The following is a 16,962-nucleotide window of genomic DNA, read 5'->3' on the forward strand; positions in this document are numbered from 1 at the left end:
AGCAGGAAACACGGGGTTCAAAAATTGGCATTGAACATAGTGCACGCTGTTGAGTTCTCAAGGAACGGACGCACCCGAGTTCCAGCCTCACGGCCTGCCCTCAGGGCAACTTCCCTACTGTACCACCACCGCCTTCCCGAACGCTGGGCGTTCCGGAACCGCTCGAGCCCGAGCGGAGAGGTGGTGGTGATCGTTGTTCCCAGGCTTGAAGCAACCGAGTCGCACGAGGCGCCTACGAGGCTGTTTGGCTGGGATTCGCTGCCCGCCCCGCGAGCTTCTCGCTCCCGGCTGCCGTGGCAACGAAGAAGAATCTACGTGCCGCCGGACCCCCGGGCAAATCGGGCCTGCATCCCGGGCGTGTCGCGCACCGACGGCGCGTCCGGGCGCGGTCGGCTGCGGCCATCCGCGCGCTCGTTTTCAACCCCTGAGACGGCCGAGGGCCCCCGCGGCCGAAGCCGGCGGGAGCCCTCGAGTGCATCGCGATGGACGCGCGGGTCACAGCCCCGAGTACGCGTGCAGGCCCTTGAAGAAGAGGTTCACGACGGTGAAGTTGAACAGCACGGCCGAGAACCCGATGATCGCGAGCCACGCCGAACGCGAGCCGCGCCATCCGCGGGTCGCCCGGGCGTGGATGTAGCCGGCGTAGACCACCCAGATGATGAAGGTCCAGACCTCCTTGGTGTCCCAGCCCCAGTACCGGCCCCAGGCCTTCTCCGCCCAGATGGCACCGGCCATGAGCGTGAAGGTCCACAGGATGAAGCCGATGATGTTCACGCGGTACGCGAGGTTCTCGAGCGAGATCGAGTCGGGCAGGGTCGCGAGGAACGACTTCCTCACGGAGTCGGCGGTCGCGACGATCGCCTCGCGACGCGACTGCATCAGCTGCACGACCGAGAGCGCGAAGCCGAGCGCGAAGAAGCCCACCGCCGAGGTCGCCACGAAGACGTGGATGACGAGCCAGACCGATTGCAGCGCCGGGGGCAGCGGCACGACGCTGACGTAGAAGTTCACGGTCGCGACGCCGAGCAGCACCAGCACGAGCCCGGTCACGAACGTGCCGAGGAAGCGGAGGTCGGTCTTCGCGATGAGGAGCACCAGCAGGAAGACCGTCGTGATCACGAGCGTGCCCGTCAGCGCGAACTCGTACATGTTCGCCCATGGCACCCGGCTCGCGGCCACGCCGCGCAGCACGGTGGCCGCGAGGTGCAGCGCCCAGGCGATGACGGTCATGGCGACCGCGACGCGCAGCGACGGCGAGCGACCGTAGTCGACGGATGGCGCGCGGCCGGCCGTGGCACCCCGTCGCACGGTGCCCGCTCCCCTGCTCGCACGCGGAGGCGCTGCCGCGCCGACGCCACCGGCGGAGCCGCCCGTCGATACGGCGGCAGACGCGGACGCCCCCTGCATCGCGGGCTCGCGCTCGGACCCGGCGTCAGTCGAGCCGCCGGCCTGCGAGGCGGCCGCGGCCGCGACATCCGTCGCCCGGACCGAGGCCGCCGACCGGCGAGCGAGGTCGATCGAGTACGCGATGAACGCGATCGCGTACACGGCCATCGCCGAGTACACGGCGATGATGGAGATCTCGTCGAGCGTCACTGTTCCACCTTACGTCGGGTCTCGATACGCGAGCTTCGCTCGCTACTCGACCACCGGATCCTCTGATCGGCGTCCCTGACCGGCGTGCCGGTCGGCGAACTCCTCGACCGCGCGCTCGAGCCCGGGGTCATCGCCGCGCGCGAGGCCCGCGTACTCGAGCACCACCCGTCCGTCGGGGCGCGTGACGGCCTTCACCCACATGCGCCGGCGCGGCACGAAGAGCGAGAGCAGCAGTCCGCCCAGGATCAGCAGCGCGAACACCAGCACCCAGACCTGCGACGGGTCGTGGTGCACGTCGAACGAGGCGAAACGCGGCACGCTCTGCGAGAAGTCGTCCCCCGCGGCATCCGGCGACGCCGACTCGAACTCGACCGTGCCGAGACCGTTGGGCAGTTCCGTCGACTCGCCGGGCATGAGTTCGACCGAGTCGACGCCCGTCTGCCCGCCGGTCAGCTGCTCCATGCCGCTCGTGTCGAGCTGGTACACCGAGCGGGGCGTGCCGTCGTCGATGCCGAGGTCACCCGAGTAGACGTTGAGGGTGAGCACCGGGAAGACGAGGTCGGGGTAGGTCGAGGTGTACGCGCCCGACGAGAGCGTCGACTGCGTCGGGTAGAAGAAGCCGACCATGCCGATCTGCTCGTCCAGTCCGTCGGGCACCTTGATCACGCCGATCGAGGTCAGGTTCGCGTCCTGCGGGAGGAACGGGACGGAGTCGGTGAAGACGACCTCGCCGTCGGGGTCGCGCACCGTGATGATCGGTGCGTAGCCGTTGCCGAGCAGGTACACGTCGGTGCCGTACTCGTAGAGCGGCTCGTTGACCTTCACGTCGCGCTCGGCGGATCCGTCGGGCCCGTCGATCGTGACGTGCGCCGTGAAGTCGATGGGCTGACCGAGCGCATCGGTGTTCTCGGTCTCGTAGACCGCGTCGAGCTCGTCGAGGGTCAGCCGGTACGGCGTCAGCCGGCCGTCGTCGAAGAACCGGCCCGGATTGAACGAGTCGTAGGCCGCCAGCGTGTTGACGAACGACTGGCCCTCGACGATGACCCGCTGGCCCGAGAACCCGAACCCGCCGCCGATCGCGACGGTGACGAGCACGCCGACGAGCGCGGTGTGGAAGACGAGATTGCCGGTCTCCCGGAGGTAGCCGCGCTCGGCCGAGACCGACGGCACGCCGCGCCGGTCGTAGCGCTCGACGCGGTAGCCGGCCCTCTTCAGCTCGGCGGCAGCGGAGGCGATGGCGGCCTCGGAGGTCTCGGCGGTCTCGATACGCGGCTCCGCCGCTACTCGACCACCGGAGACGAGCTCGCGCTCGGTGTAGGCCGACAGCCGCGACAGCCTCGCGGGCGTCTTCGGCGGGCGGGCGCGGAGCGCCTCGAGGTGGTGCTTCGTACGCGGGATGATGCAGCCGATGAGCGAGACGAACAGCAGCAGGTAGATCGCCGAGAACCAGACCGACGTGTAGACGTCGAACATCTGGAACGAGTCGAGCACCGGCGCCAGGTCGGGGTTGTCGGCGAAGTACTGCACGACGCCGTTCGGGTCGCTCGAGCGCTGCGGCACGAGCGAGCCCGGCACCGCGGCGATGGCGAGCAGGAGCAGCAGCAGCAGCGCGGTGCGCATGCTCGTGAGCTGGCGCCACGCGAAGCGCAGCCACTCCACGGGGCCGAGCTTCGGGGCCGTGACGGATGCCGCGGGGCCGGCGGATCCCGCGGCCGACGTGCCGTCGCCGCCGGACGTCGCGTCATCGCCGCCGGCCGTGCCGTCGTCGTAGTCGGCGGGCCGCAACGGATCGACGCCCGCGTCGCGCGCGGACGCGGCATCCGCTCGCTCAGCCTCAGATCGCCGGGACGAAACCACTGATCACCGCCTGCAACTCGTACATCCAGATGGTCCAGAGGCCCGACACCATGAGCAGGCCGATGGCGATGAGCAGCCCGCCGCCGATGAGGTTCACGGCGCGGATGTGCCGCCGAACGAACGCGAGCGCGTTGGCCGCCCAGCCGAACCCGAGCGCGACGAGCACGAACGGGATGCCGAGGCCGATGCAGTATGCGAGGCCGAGCAGCGCGCCGCGACCGGCCGACGCCGAGTCGGCGCTGAGCGCGAGCACGACCGCGAGGGTCGGGCCGATGCACGGCGTCCAGCCGAGGCCGAACACGATGCCGAGGAGCGGCGCGCCCGCCAGCCCGGTCGCCGGTCGCCACGACGGCTTGAGCGTGCGCTGGAGGAACGTGAACTGCCCGATGAAGACGAGGCCCATGACGATGAGCACGACCCCGAGCACCCGGATGATGAGGTCGGACCAGAGCGCGAGCCACGCCCCGAGCACGCCGAACGCGGTCGTGAAGACGAGGAACACGAGCGTGAACCCCGCGATGAAGAGGAGCACGCCGAGCAGGAGCCGGCGGCGCGCGCGGCGCGCCTCGTCGGCCTCGGCGCTCGCGTCGGCGAACCCGCCGAGATAGCCGAGGTAGCCGGGCACGAGCGGCAGCACGCACGGCGAGAGGAAGGACACGAGCCCCGCGGCGAGCGCGATCGGCAGCGCCGCGAGCAGCTGCCCGCTGAAGACGATCTCGCCGAGGTCCATGCCGTTCCGCCGCCGCTACGCCGTCGCGGCTTCGTCGATGAGGTCGCGCACGATCGTCTCGAGGATCGACGCGTCCTTCAGCTGCCCGAGGATGCGCGCGGCAACCCGGCCCTCGGAATCGAGCACGAGGGTCGTCGGCACCGCAGCGGGGGGCACGTCGCCCGCGAACGCGTACTGCACGGCGCCGTCGTTCGCATCGACGATCGACGGGTAGGTGATGCCGAAGCCCTCCTCGAAGGATGCCGCGGTCGCGGTCTGGTCGCGGACGTTCACGCCCACGAACGCGGCACCGTTCCCGTCGAACTCCTCGAACACCTCCTGCAGCATGGGCGCCTCGGCACGGCACGGCGCGCAACCGGCGTACCAGAAGTTGACGACGGCGACCTCGCCCGCGAGGTCGGCCGAGCCGAGCGTGTCGCCCTCGATCGTGGTGCCGGTGAACTCGACGGGCTCGCCTCGCTGGTCGGCCGGGAACTCGGAGATGGTGCCGTCACCGGCGATGTAGCCCTTGCCGCTGCCCTCGCGGTACTGCTCGGCGAGCGGGTCGCTCGAGCAGCCGGCGAGCGCGACGACGGATGCCACGGCGAGCACGGCCACGGCCGTGAGACGACCCGGTGATCGAGTAGCGCGCGTATCGAGATCCATCAGACCGCCCCCACGTCCGTGGCCTGCGACGCGAGCCCGGCCGCCGGGTTGCGGTAGCCGACCTCGACGAACCGGTTCCCGCGGCGCTCGAAGGTCGTGATGCTCGAGAGCGCGCAGCGGCGCCGACGCGGGTCGTGCGCGAGCGACTTGCCGGCGACGCGGCGGTGCACCATCCAGATCGGCAACTGGTGGCTGACCATGACGACGTCGCCCTCGTCGACGGAGTCGGCGGCGTCCGCCATCGCGTCCAGCATGCGATCGGCGACCGAGCGGAACGGCTCGCCCCAGCTCGGCTCCCACGGGTTGACGAGGAAGGCCCAGTTCCGCACGTCGCGGAGTGCGGAGTCGCGCCCCGACATCCGCTTGCCCTCGAAACGATTGGTCGGCTCGATGATGCGGTCGTCGATCGTCGGCTCGAGGTCGAAGGCCTTCGCGATCGGGTCGGCCGACTGCTGCGTGCGCTGCAGGGGCGACGACACGAGGGATGCGACGGGGCGCTTGCGCGCGACGAGATCGTCGGCCGCGGCCTCCGCCATCGCACGGCCCAGGTCGCTCAACCCGAATCCGGGGAGACGACCGTAGAGCACGCCCTGCGGGTTGAAGACCTCGCCGTGGCGCACGAGATGGATCTGCTCGGCCGGCACGCCCTCCAGTCTACGAAGCGCTTCCCTTCGAAATCGCCGAGCGCCGAGGCATCCGCCCGCCGCGGTCCCGGCCCGGTGGGGAATCCGCGGCCGGTAGGATGGCCTGTCGTGAACACGCGCACCCTCGTCAAGCAGCTCGCCGCCCTTCCCGACGGCCCGGTCACCGTCGCCGGCTGGGTCGAGACGGTCCGCGATCAGAAGAAGGTGCAGTTCATCATCCTGCGCGACGAGTCCGGCGCGGTGCAGCTCGTGAACCCCGCCGTGCGCGAGCTCGACCCCGAGGGTGTCAGCGTCGGCGCGGCCGAGGCGTTCGCGCTCACCGAGCAGATCTCCGCCCTCGGCCACGGCACGTTCATCACCGTCACCGGGCAGCTCAAGCACGACGAGCGCGTGAAGCTCGGCGGGCTCGAGGTGAAGATCGAGTCGCTCGACGTCGTGACCGAGGCCGAGGAGACGCCGATCGCGGCCGACTCAAGCCTCGACAAGCGCATGGACTGGCGCTTCCTCGACCTCCGCCACCCGAAGCAGAACCTCATCTTCCGCGTGCAGACGACGTTCCTGCACGCCCTCCGCACCTACTGGGTGGAGCGCGACTGGGTCGAGATCCAGACGCCGAAGCTCATGGCGTCCGCGTCGGAGTCGCGCGCCGAGCTGTTCGAGCTCGGCTACTTCGAGGGCAAGGCGTACCTGGCCCAGAGCCCGCAGTTCTTCAAGCAGATGGCGCAGCCGGCCGGTCTCGGCCGCGTGTTCGAGGTCGGCCCGGCGTTCCGCGCCGACCCGTCGTTCACGTCGCGTCACGCGACCGAGTTCACCTCGATCGACGCCGAGATGAGCTGGGTCGAGTCGCACGAGGACGTCATGGCGATGCACGAGGAGCTCCTCGTCGCGGGCTTCACGGCCGTCGTCGCCAAGCACGGCGACGAGATCCGCGAGCTCTTCGGCGTCGAGGTCACCGTGCCGACGACCCCGTTCCCGCGCATCCCGCTCGCCGAGGCGAAGGAGATCGTCGCGTCGCGCGGCTACGTCGTGCCGCGCGCCGACGCCGACATGGACCCGGAAGGCGAGCGCCAGATCTCGGCGTACGTCAAGGAGACCTACGGCCACGACTTCGTGTTCCTCACCGACTACGCGTCGAGCATCCGGCCGTTCTACCACATGCGCCGCGAGGGCGACCCGAGCATCACGAACTCGTACGACCTCATCTACAACGGCGTCGAGATCTCGACCGGCGCGCAGCGCGAGCACCGCATCGACGTCCTCGTCGAGCAGGCGAAGGAGAAGGGGCTCGACCCCGAGGAGCTCGGGTTCTACCTCGACTTCTTCCGCTACGGCGTGCCGCCGCACGGCGGGTTCGGCATGGGCCTCGCGCGCCTGCTGATGCTCATGCTCGACGAGCACTCGATCCGCGAGACGACGTACCTCTTCCGCGGCCCGACGCGCCTGCTGCCGTAGGTCGCGAGACGCCCGCTGCGCGGGACGATCGAGCACCGGCCGGTGCGCGGGCGCGGCGAGGCGGATGACACGCGCCCTCCGATTTCGGCAGACTCCTCCGTGTGGATGCCCTGCTGCTGTCGTTCGCACTCGTGCTGCTCGCCGCCATCCTGATCTCCGGGATCGCGCATCGCACCGTGCTCTCGACGACGGTGCTCTTCCTCGTCGCCGGGTTCGTCCTCGGCAGCGGGATGCTCGACGTCATCGTGCTCGAGCCGACCGACCCGACGGTCACGACCGTCTCGTCGCTCGCCCTCTTCGTCGTGCTCTTCACCGACGGGCAGGAGGTCGCGCTGCAGCAGCTCCGCGCGGCCTGGCGGCTGCCGGGTCGGGCGCTGCTGCTCGGCATGCCGATCACGTTCGTCATCACGACCCTGCTCGGCGTCTGGCTGCTCGGGTTCAGCTGGCTCGAGGCAGCGCTCGTGGCCGCGGTGCTCGCGCCGACCGACCCGGTCTTCGCGTCGGCGATCGTCGGACGCGCCGAGATCCCGCACCGCGTGCGGCACCTGCTCGGCGTCGAGTCGGGCCTCAATGACGGGCTCGCGCTCCCGGTCGTCCTCATCCTCATCGCCACCGTCGGCGGGCCGGAGGTCGAGCCGTTCGTCCTCGCCGAGGAGCTCGCGCTCGGCATCGCCGTCGGCATCGCGGTACCGCTCGCCGTGGCGTGGCTCGTGCGACGCAAGGTGTTCTCGCGCACGCCCCTGTACGCCTCGCTCACGCCGGTCGCCGTCGCGCTCATCGTGCTCGGCGTCTGCACCGTCACGCACGCGAACCTCTACCTCGCCGCCTACGCGGCCGGCATGACGATCGCGTCCGCCGCCCCCGAGATGCGCGACGCGTTCGCGGAGTTCGGCGGGCAGTTCTCCGAGCTGATGAAGCTCCTCGCCATCCTGATGTTCGGCGCGCTCATCTCGCCCGAGCTGCTCGCCTCCGTCCCGTGGACGGCGTACCTCTTCGGGGTGCTGCTCATGGTGTTCGCCCGGCCCGCCGCGGTCGAGCTGTCGCTCGTCGGCAGCGGGCTGCCGTGGGAGGAGCGGGCGACCGCGGCCTGGTTCGGGCCGAAGGGCTTCGCGTCGGTGCTGTACGGGCTGCTCGTCCTGCAGAGCGGTGCACCGAACGCCGACCTCATGTTCCATGTGGTCGTGGTCGCGATCGTGCTCTCGGTCGTGGCGCACTCGTCGACCGACGTGCCGATCGCGGGTTGGTTCGCGCGGCGGGAGGCCGCCGACCGGGAGGCGCGGGCGACCTGGCTCGACACGCCCGACATCGGCCGGCGTGGCGGCATCCGCCGGCCCGACGCCTCGGACGACTGACTCAGTCCCGCCGCGCGAGGTCGGAGACGGCCGGTCCCTCGATGCGCCGGCCGCGATGGTCGAAACGGGAGGCGTGCAACGGACAGTCCCAGGTCGCCTCGGCGTCGTTCCAGTTCAGGATGCCGCCCAGGTGCGGGCACACCGCGGACACGGCGCAGGTCTCGCCGCCGACGGTCGAGACGCCCGTGGGCCGGATGCCGTTCCGGAGCACGACGCCGACCCCCTCGGGCGGGGTGTCCGCGTCGGGCGCCGCGGCGCCCGGCACTGCCTCGCCGCGCGCGCGGGAGGCCGACCACGCCCCGGCCGGCTCGGGCGCGCGAAGCGCCCCGACCCAGCCCTGCACCGCGGCGGTGCCGACCCGCGCGCCCTCGATCGCGCCGCGGACGAGATCGGCCGGCACGGTCATCCGGCTGCCGATCGTGCGCGCCCAATCCGGCCGGCGCGCGCCGAGCATCTCGTGCGCGATGCGGATGCCCGCCGCCGCGCCGTTCGTCAGCCCCCACTTGGCGTAGCCCGTCGCGAACCAGACGCGGCCCCGGCCCCGCGGCATCCGCCCGACGAACGGGACGGTGTTGTGCGACTCGTAGTCCTGCGCGGCCCAGACCTCGTGCTCGCCGGCCTCCGGCCACCAGGCGCGCGCCCAGCCGATGAGCTCGGCGCGCAGCAGGTCGGTCGCGTCGTCGCGGCCCGTGCGGTGATCGCCGCCGCCGACGATGAGGTGCCGACCGTCGGCGTGCTCGTGCGTGCGGATGCTGCGCGACGGGTCGTCGACGGACAGGTACAGCCCCTCCGGCCCCTCACCTGGCAGGTCGAACGCGGCGAGCATCGAGCGGAAGCCGCTCGTCTTCGCCCAGTAGAGCCCGCGGTCGAGCATGGGCGCGCCCGTCGCGATCACGACCTGATTCGCCGTGAACTCGCCCGCACTCGTCCGCACGACGGCCGGGGTCGAGGCGCGCACGCCGAGCGCGCGCACGCCCGTCACGAGCCGTCCGCCCGCCGACTCGACGAGCGCCGCGAGCCCGCGCATGAGCTCGGGCGGGTGCAGCGCGAGCTGCCCGTCGAGCGCGACCGCCCCGGCGAACGGGAACGGCACGTCCTCGTCCGCGTCGGCCACGCGTCGCACCGGCAGCCCCGCCTCGCGGGCCGCGTCGGCCTCGGTCGCGACGGCGTCGAGCCCGTCGGCCGTCTGGGCGAAGCTGTACGCCGTGGCCGTGCGGTACGGGACATCCGCCCGCTCGCACGCACGTCGCAACCACTGCTGCCCCGCGCGGTTGGCGTCGACGTAGGCGCGCACCAGCCGCGCCGGGTGATGCCGCCGGATCGTCGAGAGCCGGGTTCCCTGCAGCAGGCTGGCCTTGCCGGTGTTCCGGCCGCTCGCGAGGGCGCCCGGCACGTCCTGCTCGAGGACCGTCACCGAGCGGCCGGCGTCGAGCAGCATGAGCGCGGTCGAGAGGCCGGTGATCCCGGCGCCGACGACGATCACGTCGGCGTGCGCATCGAGATCGGCCGGCAGGGCGGCGTGGCGCACGTGCGAATCGGTCGTCATCCGCCCAGTCAACGCAGGGTCACGCCGTCTCGGCACCCCCTTGAACGAACGGATGCCGCAGGCTAACGGGCGCGCCCGGACTCAGCCGCGCGCGAGCAGGGCCGTCTTGAGGCGCACCGGATCCAGCCGCCAGTAGCCGTGCACCTCGTCGTCGATGAGCAGCACGGGGATCTCCTCGGCGTAGCGGGCGCGCAGCGCCTCGTCGTCGAGGATCGAGCGCTCCTCGAGCGTGGTCCGCGGCGACCCGGGCGTCGCGGCGAGTTCCTCGCGCACGCACGTCACGACCTCGCGTGCGTCGTCGCACAGGTGGCATCCGGGCTTGCCGATGAGGGTGAGGCGGATGTCGCGGGGAGTCGGGTTCACCCCGTCAGGATACGTCGCGCCGCCGCGCGCCCCGGCGGCCCCGGTGGTCGAGTAGCACCGGCGGTGCCGGTGCGGGTGGTCGAGTAGCACCGGCGGAGCCGGAGCCGGTGTGCCGGTGGTCGAGTAGCACCGGCGGAGCCGGAGCGTATCGAGACCAGGACAGCGAAAAGCGCCGGGCCGATGGCCCGACGCCCTGCCGTGGTCGCGGAAGCGACTACTTCTTGTTGCGACGCTGGTGGCGCGTCTTGCGAAGCAGCTTGCGGTGCTTCTTCTTCGCCATGCGCTTGCGACGCTTCTTGATGACGGAACCCACGAAAACCTCACAAAGATCGGGTCGGCCGCGCGTGCCGCAGCCGTGGGCGGAAACGCCCCGCGGTAGTCTAGCCCATTCGACCGCGAGGTGCCGTTCCGCTCGACCGGGCCGCCCCGCGGCATCCGCTAGGTTCGGGGAATGGCCCCACCCGACCTGGTCATCCGGCCCACCCGCGAGGACGACTGGCGAGAGGTGCGCGACCTCCGCCTCGAGATGCTGCGCGACACCCCGATCGCGTTCGGCGACACCCTCGATCGCGCCCTCGGATACGACGAGGCCGAGTGGCGCACGCGCGCGAAGCGCGGCGAATCGGCCGTGCAGACCGTGATCGTCGCGATCGAGGGCGACCGCTGGGTCGGCACGATGGGCTGCTACGTGCCGGATGCCGCGACCGGCCCCCTGCTCGTCGGCGTCTACGTCACGCCCGACCGTCGCGGCGGCGGGTCCGGCGTCACCGACGCGCTGCTCGACGAGATCGAACGCTGGGCGACCAGCCGCGCCGACACCCTCCGGCTCGAGGTGCACGAGGACAACCCGCGGGCGCGCCGTTACTACGAGCGCCGGGGCTTCGAGTACACCGGACACAGCCGTGAGTACGAGCTCGAGCCCGGCGGCCTCGAGCTCGAGATGGTCAAGCGCCTGCGCTGAGCGCCGACGCGCCGACGCACTGACCGCCGAACGGGTCAGCGGCGCCGCTTGGCCCCGACGACCGCGGTGACCTGGTGCGCCGTGTCGGCGAACGCCTTGCCGAGCGCCGAGGCGAACGCGCGCTGGTCGTCGTTGAGGTCCTCTCCTCCGGCGTCGGCGCCCGCGAGCGTGGCCGCGTCGGCGGCGGCATCCGTCGTCACGAAGGGGATCAGCCAGTCCTCCAGCCGCTCCAGCGGCGCCCGGTCGAGGTGGTAGTAGCGGTGCTGGCCCTCCTCGCGGACGCCGACCAGACCGGACTCGCGCAGGACCTTGAGGTGCTTCGACACCGTCGGCTGGCTCACGCCGAGCGCCGTGACGATCTCGCCGACGCTGATCTCGCCGCCCGAGTCGGGCTGGGAGCTCTCGCGATCGAGCAGCACCCCGAGGATGTCCCGTCGGGTCGGATCCGCCACCACGTCGAAGATGTCCGCCATGGTGCAAGGGTAGCCAGTCGCGCCGGAGCCGGGGAGTACCATGACTCACGCGTCGAGCGGAGGAGGGCGGATGGCCTCGCACACCGTGGGTCGTCGGGGACCCGCCCGACGCTCATGGATCGCCGGTGTTCGCGACGCCTTCGACTTCCTCGTCAAGAGTTCGCCGTCGAGATTCGCGATCCTCGTCTTCGCCTCGCTCATCCTGATCACGACCATGCTGCTGAGCCTGCCGATCGCGCGCGCGGGCGAGGGCCGCGGTACCCCGCTGTACGACGCGCTCTTCACCGCGGTCTCGACGATCTGCGTCACGGGCCTCACGACCGTCGACATGGCCACGCACTGGTCTCCGTTCGGCAACACGATCATCTTCCTCGGCATGAACGTCGGCGGCATGGGCGTGCTGACCCTGGCCTCCATCCTCGGCCTGGTCGTGTCGCGGCGCCTCGGACTCCGGGCGAAGCTCATCGCGGCGAGCGACACGAACCCGTCGCGCGTGCACGCCGGACCGGTGTCCGAGCGACAGGCGGTCCGGCTCGGCGAGGTCGGCGGCCTGCTCGCCACGGTCGCGATCAGCACCCTCGCCATCGAGGCGGTGATCATGCTCGGCATGATCCCGAGCGTGCTCGCCAAGGGCTACGACATCGGCACCAGCATCTGGTACTCGGCCTACTACGCGGTGAGCGCGTTCACGAACACCGGCTTCAACCCGAACCCGATGGGTCCGATCGAGTTCGTCGACGACTACTGGTTCCAGTCGCTCATGATGCTCGCCGTGTTCCTCGGCAGCCTCGGGTTCCCGGTGATCTTCGCACTGCTGCGCACCTGGAAGAGCCCGCGTCGCTGGGGCGTGCACGTCAAGCTCACGCTGACCACCACGATCGCGCTCTGGTTCGCCGGCGCGATCACGTTCCTGGTGCTCGAGTACAACAACCCCAAGACCTACGGCGCGTTCGGCTTCGGCAAGACGCTCTACGAGGCGTTCTTCATGTCGACCATGACCCGGTCGGGAGGCTTCGCCACGATCGACATGGCCGACCTCTACGGCTCCAGCCTGCTCGTGACCGACATGCTCATGTTCGTGGGCGGCGGCTCCGCGTCGACCGCGGGCGGCATCAAGGTCACGACGCTCGCGGTGCTGTTCCTCGCCGCCTACGCGGAGGCACGCGGTGCGCCCGCGATGGAGGCGTTCGGACGGCGGATCCCCCGCGACATCCTGCGCCTGGCCGTCAGCGTCGTGCTGTGGGGTGCGACCATCGTGGCCGTGTCGACCGTGATCATCACCCAGATCACGAAGTCGGCGCTCGACTTCGTGCTCTTCGACGTGATCTCGGCGTTCGCCACGTGCGGGCTCTCGACCGGGCTCACCGAGTCGCTGCCGCCCGAGGGCAAGTACGTGATGGCTGCGACGATGTTCATGGGCCGCGTGGGCACGGTCACCCTCGCGGCGGCCCTCGCGGCCGCGCAGAAGCGCCAGCTGTTCAGACGACCGGAAGAGAGGCCCATCGTTGGTTGATCGCATCAAGCACGACGCCCCAGTGCTCGTCATCGGACTCGGCCGGTTCGGGGCGGCCACCGCCGGCCAACTCGACCGCCTCGGCCGCGAGGTGCTCGCCGTCGACGAAGACGAAGGCCTCGTGCAGAAGTGGGCCGAGCGCGTCACGCACGCCGTCGTCGCCGACGCGAAGTCGCTCGACGCCCTCAAGCAGATCGGCGCCCAGGAATTCTCGATCGCCGTGTGCGCGGTCGGGTCGTCCGTCGAGGCCTCGGTGCTCATCACGGCGAACCTCGTCGACCTGAAGATCCCGCAGATCTGGGCGAAGGCGATCTCGAGCTCGCACGGCAAGATCCTCGAGCGCATCGGCGCGAACCACGTGATCTACCCCGAGCGCGAGGCGGGCGAGCGCACGGCGCACCTCGTGTCGGGCCGCATGCTCGACTTCATCGAGTTCGACGACGACTTCGCGCTGGTGAAGATGTACCCGCCCAAGCCCATCCGCGGCAAGAACCTCACCGACTCCGGTGTCCGATCGCGGCACAACGTCACCGTGGTCGGGGTGAAGAGCCCGGGCAAGCCGTTCACGTACGCGACCGAGAAGACGGTGGTGTCGAACCACGACCTGATCATCGTGTCGGGCACGGAGGGCGACATCGAGAAGTTCGCGGCGCTCGAATAGCGGATGCCGCGGGCGCGCGCCGTGGCGTCCGCTGGTGGAGCTCAGCCGACGACACCCGCGACCGTCGAGGCGACGGTCGCGACGATGCCGAGTCCCACGAGGATCACCGCGATCGTGCCGAGCACCCGCGGCAGGTGCGAGGTCGCCTCGAACCGGAGTCGGTCGGGGCTGCGGCGGCGCACCCAGGCGAGCGGCTCGCCGTCCTCCGAGTCGGGCTTCGGTTCCTCGCCCGGCTCGAGTGGCCGCTCGTGGAACTCCCCACCGGCGAACCAGCGCACCACGGTCCCGTCGTCGCGCTCGACGACGGCGACCTCGATGGCGTCCCATGCCCCGTCGGCCATACGCGCGAACGCGAACGCGAGCAGGAGGATCCCGCCGGCCGACAACGCCACCCACGCGATCACCTCGCCGGCGAGGGCGATGACGTCGAGCGGCTCCATGTCGCTGAGCGTACCTGCGATCCGAGCCGGTGGACGGCACGGCGACGGGACGCGTCCGTGCCGTCGGCGGCGCCGCCTCGCGCGGCGCTGGTCCTCGGACGTCGCACGCGCGTAGCATCGCGCGCATGACCACCGTCATCAGCATCCGCGGTCTCGAGAAGCGCTTCGGTCGCACGGTCGCCCTCGACGGCCTCGACCTCGAGGTCGCCGCCGGCGAGATCCACGGCTTCCTCGGCCCGAACGGCGCCGGCAAGTCCACCACGATCCGCATCCTGCTCGGCCTCGCGCGGCCGAGCGGCGGCGAGGCGCGCCTGTTCGACCGGGACCCGTGGCGGGACGCCGCCGAGCTGCACCGTCGCGTCGCCTACGTGCCGGGCGACGTGAGCCTCTGGCCGAACCTGTCGGGCGGGGAGGCCATCGACCTGCTCTCGCGACTCCGGGGCGGCACCGCCGACCGAGCCGCGTACGCGGAGCGGAAGGCACGGCTCGTCGAGGCCTTCCAGCTCGATCCGCGGAAGAAGGGTCGCGCGTACTCGAAGGGCAACCGGCAGAAGGTGGCGCTCGTCGCCGCGTTCGCGACGCCCGCCGAGCTGTACATCCTCGACGAGCCCACGAGTGGGCTCGACCCGCTGATGGAGCAGGTGTTCAATCGCGAGATCGCCCGCGTCGCCGCGGAGGGCGCCACGGTGCTCCTCTCGAGTCACATCCTCTCCGAGGTCGAGACGCTCTGCGACCGGGTCAGCATCATCCGAGCCGGGCGCCGGGTCGAGGCGGGCACCCTCCCCGAACTCCGCCACCTCACCCGCTCGTCGGTCGGCTTCGTCCACGTGCCCGGTCAGGAGTCCGCGGTCGAGGCGCTCGACGGCGCGCACGACGTGGTCGTCAACGCGGGTCGCGTGCAGTTCACCGCCGACAGCGACCGGGTGGCGACGCTGCTGCCCGAGCTCGGCCGACTCGGCGTGAAGGGGCTCACCGTCGCGCCGCCCTCGCTCGAGGAACTGTTCCTGCGCCACTACGGCGACGATCGGGCGATGGCGGATGCCGCGGGCGACGGCGCCCGCTCGGGCGCCGCAGCGGGCGCCGAGGCGTCTCGGTGACCCCGCTCGCCCTGCTGATCCCGCTCGTCGCGCAGCGCGCACGACGGGATCGGTTGCAGCTCGTGCTGTGGATCGTCGGCACCGGAGGGCTGGCCCTCATGGCGACGGCCGCGGTCGGCAGCACCTTCGGCGATGAGACGGAGCGCGAGTCCATCCTGCGCCTCACGATCGTCGCCCCCGCGATCCTGATCTTCCGCGGCACGCCGAACGGCGCCGGCGAGGGCGAGTTCGCGGTCTTCCTGATCCTCGCGTTCCTCTGCCTGATGGCGGGCCTGATGAGCACGTTCCTGGCGGTTCGGCACACCCGAGCCGACGAGGAGCAGGGCCGCGCCGAGCTCGTCGCCGCGACACCGGCCGCACGCACGCTGCCCACCGTCGCCACCGTCGTGCACGGCGTGCTGGCGAACCTCATCCTCGCGATCGCCGTGGCGATCGCGTTCATGGCGAGCGGGCTGGATGCCGCGGGCTCGACGGTCACGGGCGTCGCCGTCGGCGCGACCGGGGTCGCCTTCCTCGGCGTCGGGCTCGTCACGGCGCAGCTGTTCCGCACGTCGCGCAGCGCGAACGCCCTCTGCGTCGCGGTCGTGCTGGCCGCGTACGTCGTGCGCGGGCTCGGCGACGCCCTCGGCGAGGCGTCCGACGACGGCCTCTCCCGGACCGCCGCATGGCCGAGCTGGCTGTCGCCGATCGGCTGGGCGCAGCGCACCGAGCCGTTCGATGCGAACGACCTGACGCCGCTGCTCCTCTCGATCGGCCTGGGGGCGGTGCTCGTCGGACTGGTCTTCGTGTTCCAGTCGGCGCGCGACAGCGGCGCGAGCCTGCTGCCCGGCCGAGCCGGGCGCGCCACGGCCGGCCCGCTGCTCCACGGTCATGTCGGGCTCGCCTGGCGCCTGAACGCGGGCGCGATCGCGTCGTGGGCGGTCGGCGCAGTGGTCGCGGGTGCGCTGGCGACGACCCTCACGCCGCTCGTCGACCAGATCGGCTCCGACGCTCCGGCGATCGCCGAGACCCTGCAGCAGGTCGCCGGCCCCGGCGCGTCGCTCGAAGAGGCGTTCACGGTCACGTTCTTCTCGATGGTCGGCATCCTCGCCGCGGCGGCCGCATTGCAGGCCGTGATGCGCGCGCGGCTCGAGGAGGCGCACGGCACCGCCGAGCCGGTGCTCGCGACGCCGGTCCCGCGGCGCGCCTGGCTCGGCGGGTACGCCGTCGTCGGCGCACTCGCGATCCTCGTGATCCTCGTGCTCTCCGCGGGCGGCGCACTGCTCGGCTCGCTCGCCTCCGACGACCCGGCCGCCTCAGCGGAGAACGCCCTGAAGTCGGCACTCGCGCAGGCACCGGCGGCGCTCGTCTTCCTCGGCCTGGGCCTCGTGGTCTTCGTGCTCGCGCCGCGGCTGACGATTCCCGTCTCCTGGGCGCTGCTCGCCGCCGGCGCGTTCTTCGGCATCTTCGGCGAGCTGCTCGGTCTGCCCGACTGGCTCCACGACCTGTCCCCGTTCGCGCACGCTCCGCTGCCCGTCGGCGGGGAGGTCGACTGGACGGGCGGGTTCTGGATGCTCGGGATCGGCGCCGCGGCGATCGCGCTCGCCGTCGTCGCGATGGGTCGCCGCGAACTCGCGACCGACGGCTGAGCGG

At 71.4% G+C, this 16,962-nt stretch carries 17 protein-coding genes; 7 read left to right on the forward strand and 10 right to left on the reverse strand.

Annotation, left to right across the window (positions count from 1 at the left end; genetic code table 11):
* Positions 1-495 precede the first annotated feature (495 nt).
* The 5 genes from ccsB to ACIQH8_RS14430 form a co-directional block, all read right to left on the reverse strand.
* Positions 496-1,554: a c-type cytochrome biogenesis protein CcsB gene (ccsB, locus tag ACIQH8_RS14410; RefSeq protein ID WP_401000766.1), complete on the reverse strand. Its 1,059-nt coding sequence runs from the start codon at positions 1,552-1,554 to the stop codon at positions 496-498.
* 84 nt (positions 1,555-1,638) lie between these two features.
* Positions 1,639-3,453: a cytochrome c biogenesis protein ResB gene (locus tag ACIQH8_RS14415; RefSeq protein WP_400999869.1), complete on the reverse strand. Its 1,815-nt coding sequence runs from the start codon at positions 3,451-3,453 to the stop codon at positions 1,639-1,641.
* Positions 3,431-4,183, reverse strand: coding sequence for a cytochrome c biogenesis CcdA family protein (locus tag ACIQH8_RS14420; protein WP_400999871.1), 753 nt, complete (start codon positions 4,181-4,183; stop codon positions 3,431-3,433). The genes ACIQH8_RS14415 and ACIQH8_RS14420 overlap by 23 nt, the downstream gene beginning before the upstream one ends.
* A 15-nt stretch (positions 4,184-4,198) precedes the next feature.
* The gene (locus tag ACIQH8_RS14425) at positions 4,199-4,828 is read right to left on the reverse strand and encodes a TlpA family protein disulfide reductase (protein ID WP_400999873.1); all 630 of its coding nucleotides are present in this window, start codon (positions 4,826-4,828) and stop codon (positions 4,199-4,201) included.
* Entirely contained in the window at positions 4,828-5,472 is a 645-nt protein-coding gene (locus tag ACIQH8_RS14430) for a histidine phosphatase family protein (RefSeq protein ID WP_400999875.1), read from the reverse strand. Before ACIQH8_RS14430 ends, ACIQH8_RS14425 begins: the two co-directional genes overlap by 1 nt.
* A 108-nt stretch (positions 5,473-5,580) precedes the next feature.
* Here ACIQH8_RS14430 and aspS point away from each other — a divergent pair, with 108 nt between their 5' ends.
* The gene (aspS, locus tag ACIQH8_RS14435) at positions 5,581-6,924 is read left to right on the forward strand and encodes an aspartate--tRNA(Asn) ligase (protein WP_400999877.1); all 1,344 of its coding nucleotides are present in this window, start codon (positions 5,581-5,583) and stop codon (positions 6,922-6,924) included.
* Positions 6,925-7,025: 101 nt separating this feature from the next.
* A complete protein-coding gene (locus tag ACIQH8_RS14440) occupies positions 7,026-8,276 on the forward strand; it encodes a cation:proton antiporter (RefSeq protein WP_400999879.1) in 1,251 nt (416 codons plus the stop codon).
* Between the two features lies 1 nt (position 8,277).
* On the opposite strand, the gene ACIQH8_RS14445 is transcribed toward ACIQH8_RS14440, so the two are convergent.
* The 3 genes from ACIQH8_RS14445 to ACIQH8_RS14455 all read right to left on the reverse strand — a co-directional run bounded on the left by ACIQH8_RS14445 (position 8,278) and on the right by ACIQH8_RS14455 (position 10,498).
* Positions 8,278-9,822: an FAD-dependent oxidoreductase gene (locus tag ACIQH8_RS14445; protein WP_400999881.1), complete on the reverse strand. Its 1,545-nt coding sequence runs from the start codon at positions 9,820-9,822 to the stop codon at positions 8,278-8,280.
* 81 nt (positions 9,823-9,903) lie between these two features.
* On the reverse strand, positions 9,904-10,185 hold the full coding sequence (locus ACIQH8_RS14450) for a glutaredoxin family protein (RefSeq protein ID WP_400999883.1): 282 nt from the start codon (positions 10,183-10,185) through the stop codon (positions 9,904-9,906).
* 214 nt (positions 10,186-10,399) lie between these two features.
* Entirely contained in the window at positions 10,400-10,498 is a 99-nt protein-coding gene (locus ACIQH8_RS14455; protein ID WP_003792170.1) for a 30S ribosomal protein bS22, read from the reverse strand.
* A gap of 138 nt (positions 10,499-10,636) precedes the next feature.
* Between ACIQH8_RS14455 and ACIQH8_RS14460 the strand changes: the two genes are divergently transcribed.
* Positions 10,637-11,146, forward strand: a complete 510-nt coding sequence (locus tag ACIQH8_RS14460) for a GNAT family N-acetyltransferase (protein WP_400999885.1) — start codon at positions 10,637-10,639, stop codon at positions 11,144-11,146.
* A gap of 35 nt (positions 11,147-11,181) precedes the next feature.
* Here the strand turns inward: ACIQH8_RS14460 and ACIQH8_RS14465 are convergent, their stop codons facing one another.
* A complete protein-coding gene (locus ACIQH8_RS14465; protein WP_400999887.1) occupies positions 11,182-11,619 on the reverse strand; it encodes an ArsR/SmtB family transcription factor in 438 nt (145 codons plus the stop codon).
* A 70-nt stretch (positions 11,620-11,689) separates the two neighbouring features.
* Between ACIQH8_RS14465 and ACIQH8_RS14470 the strand changes: the two genes are divergently transcribed.
* Together ACIQH8_RS14470 and ACIQH8_RS14475 are read left to right on the forward strand one after the other, a co-directional pair.
* Positions 11,690-13,132 (forward strand): TrkH family potassium uptake protein, encoded by a 1,443-nt coding sequence (locus ACIQH8_RS14470; protein WP_400999889.1) that lies wholly within the window; start codon positions 11,690-11,692, stop codon positions 13,130-13,132.
* Entirely contained in the window at positions 13,125-13,793 is a 669-nt protein-coding gene (locus tag ACIQH8_RS14475; RefSeq protein ID WP_155840220.1) for a TrkA family potassium uptake protein, read from the forward strand. Before ACIQH8_RS14470 ends, ACIQH8_RS14475 begins: the two co-directional genes overlap by 8 nt.
* A gap of 41 nt (positions 13,794-13,834) precedes the next feature.
* On the opposite strand, the gene ACIQH8_RS14480 is transcribed toward ACIQH8_RS14475, so the two are convergent.
* Positions 13,835-14,233: a hypothetical protein gene (locus ACIQH8_RS14480; RefSeq protein ID WP_400999891.1), complete on the reverse strand. Its 399-nt coding sequence runs from the start codon at positions 14,231-14,233 to the stop codon at positions 13,835-13,837.
* A 125-nt stretch (positions 14,234-14,358) separates the two neighbouring features.
* On the opposite strand from ACIQH8_RS14480, the gene ACIQH8_RS14485 reads away from it, so the two are divergent.
* The gene (locus tag ACIQH8_RS14485) at positions 14,359-15,330 is read left to right on the forward strand and encodes an ATP-binding cassette domain-containing protein (protein ID WP_400999893.1); all 972 of its coding nucleotides are present in this window, start codon (positions 14,359-14,361) and stop codon (positions 15,328-15,330) included.
* Positions 15,327-16,958, forward strand: a complete 1,632-nt coding sequence (locus ACIQH8_RS14490; protein ID WP_400999895.1) for an ABC transporter permease — start codon at positions 15,327-15,329, stop codon at positions 16,956-16,958. Before ACIQH8_RS14485 ends, ACIQH8_RS14490 begins: the two co-directional genes overlap by 4 nt.
* Positions 16,959-16,962 lie beyond the last annotated feature (4 nt).

It is taken from the genome of Agromyces sp. GXQ0307, from assembly GCF_044769845.1.
Classification (GTDB): Bacteria; Actinomycetota; Actinomycetes; order Actinomycetales; family Microbacteriaceae; genus Agromyces.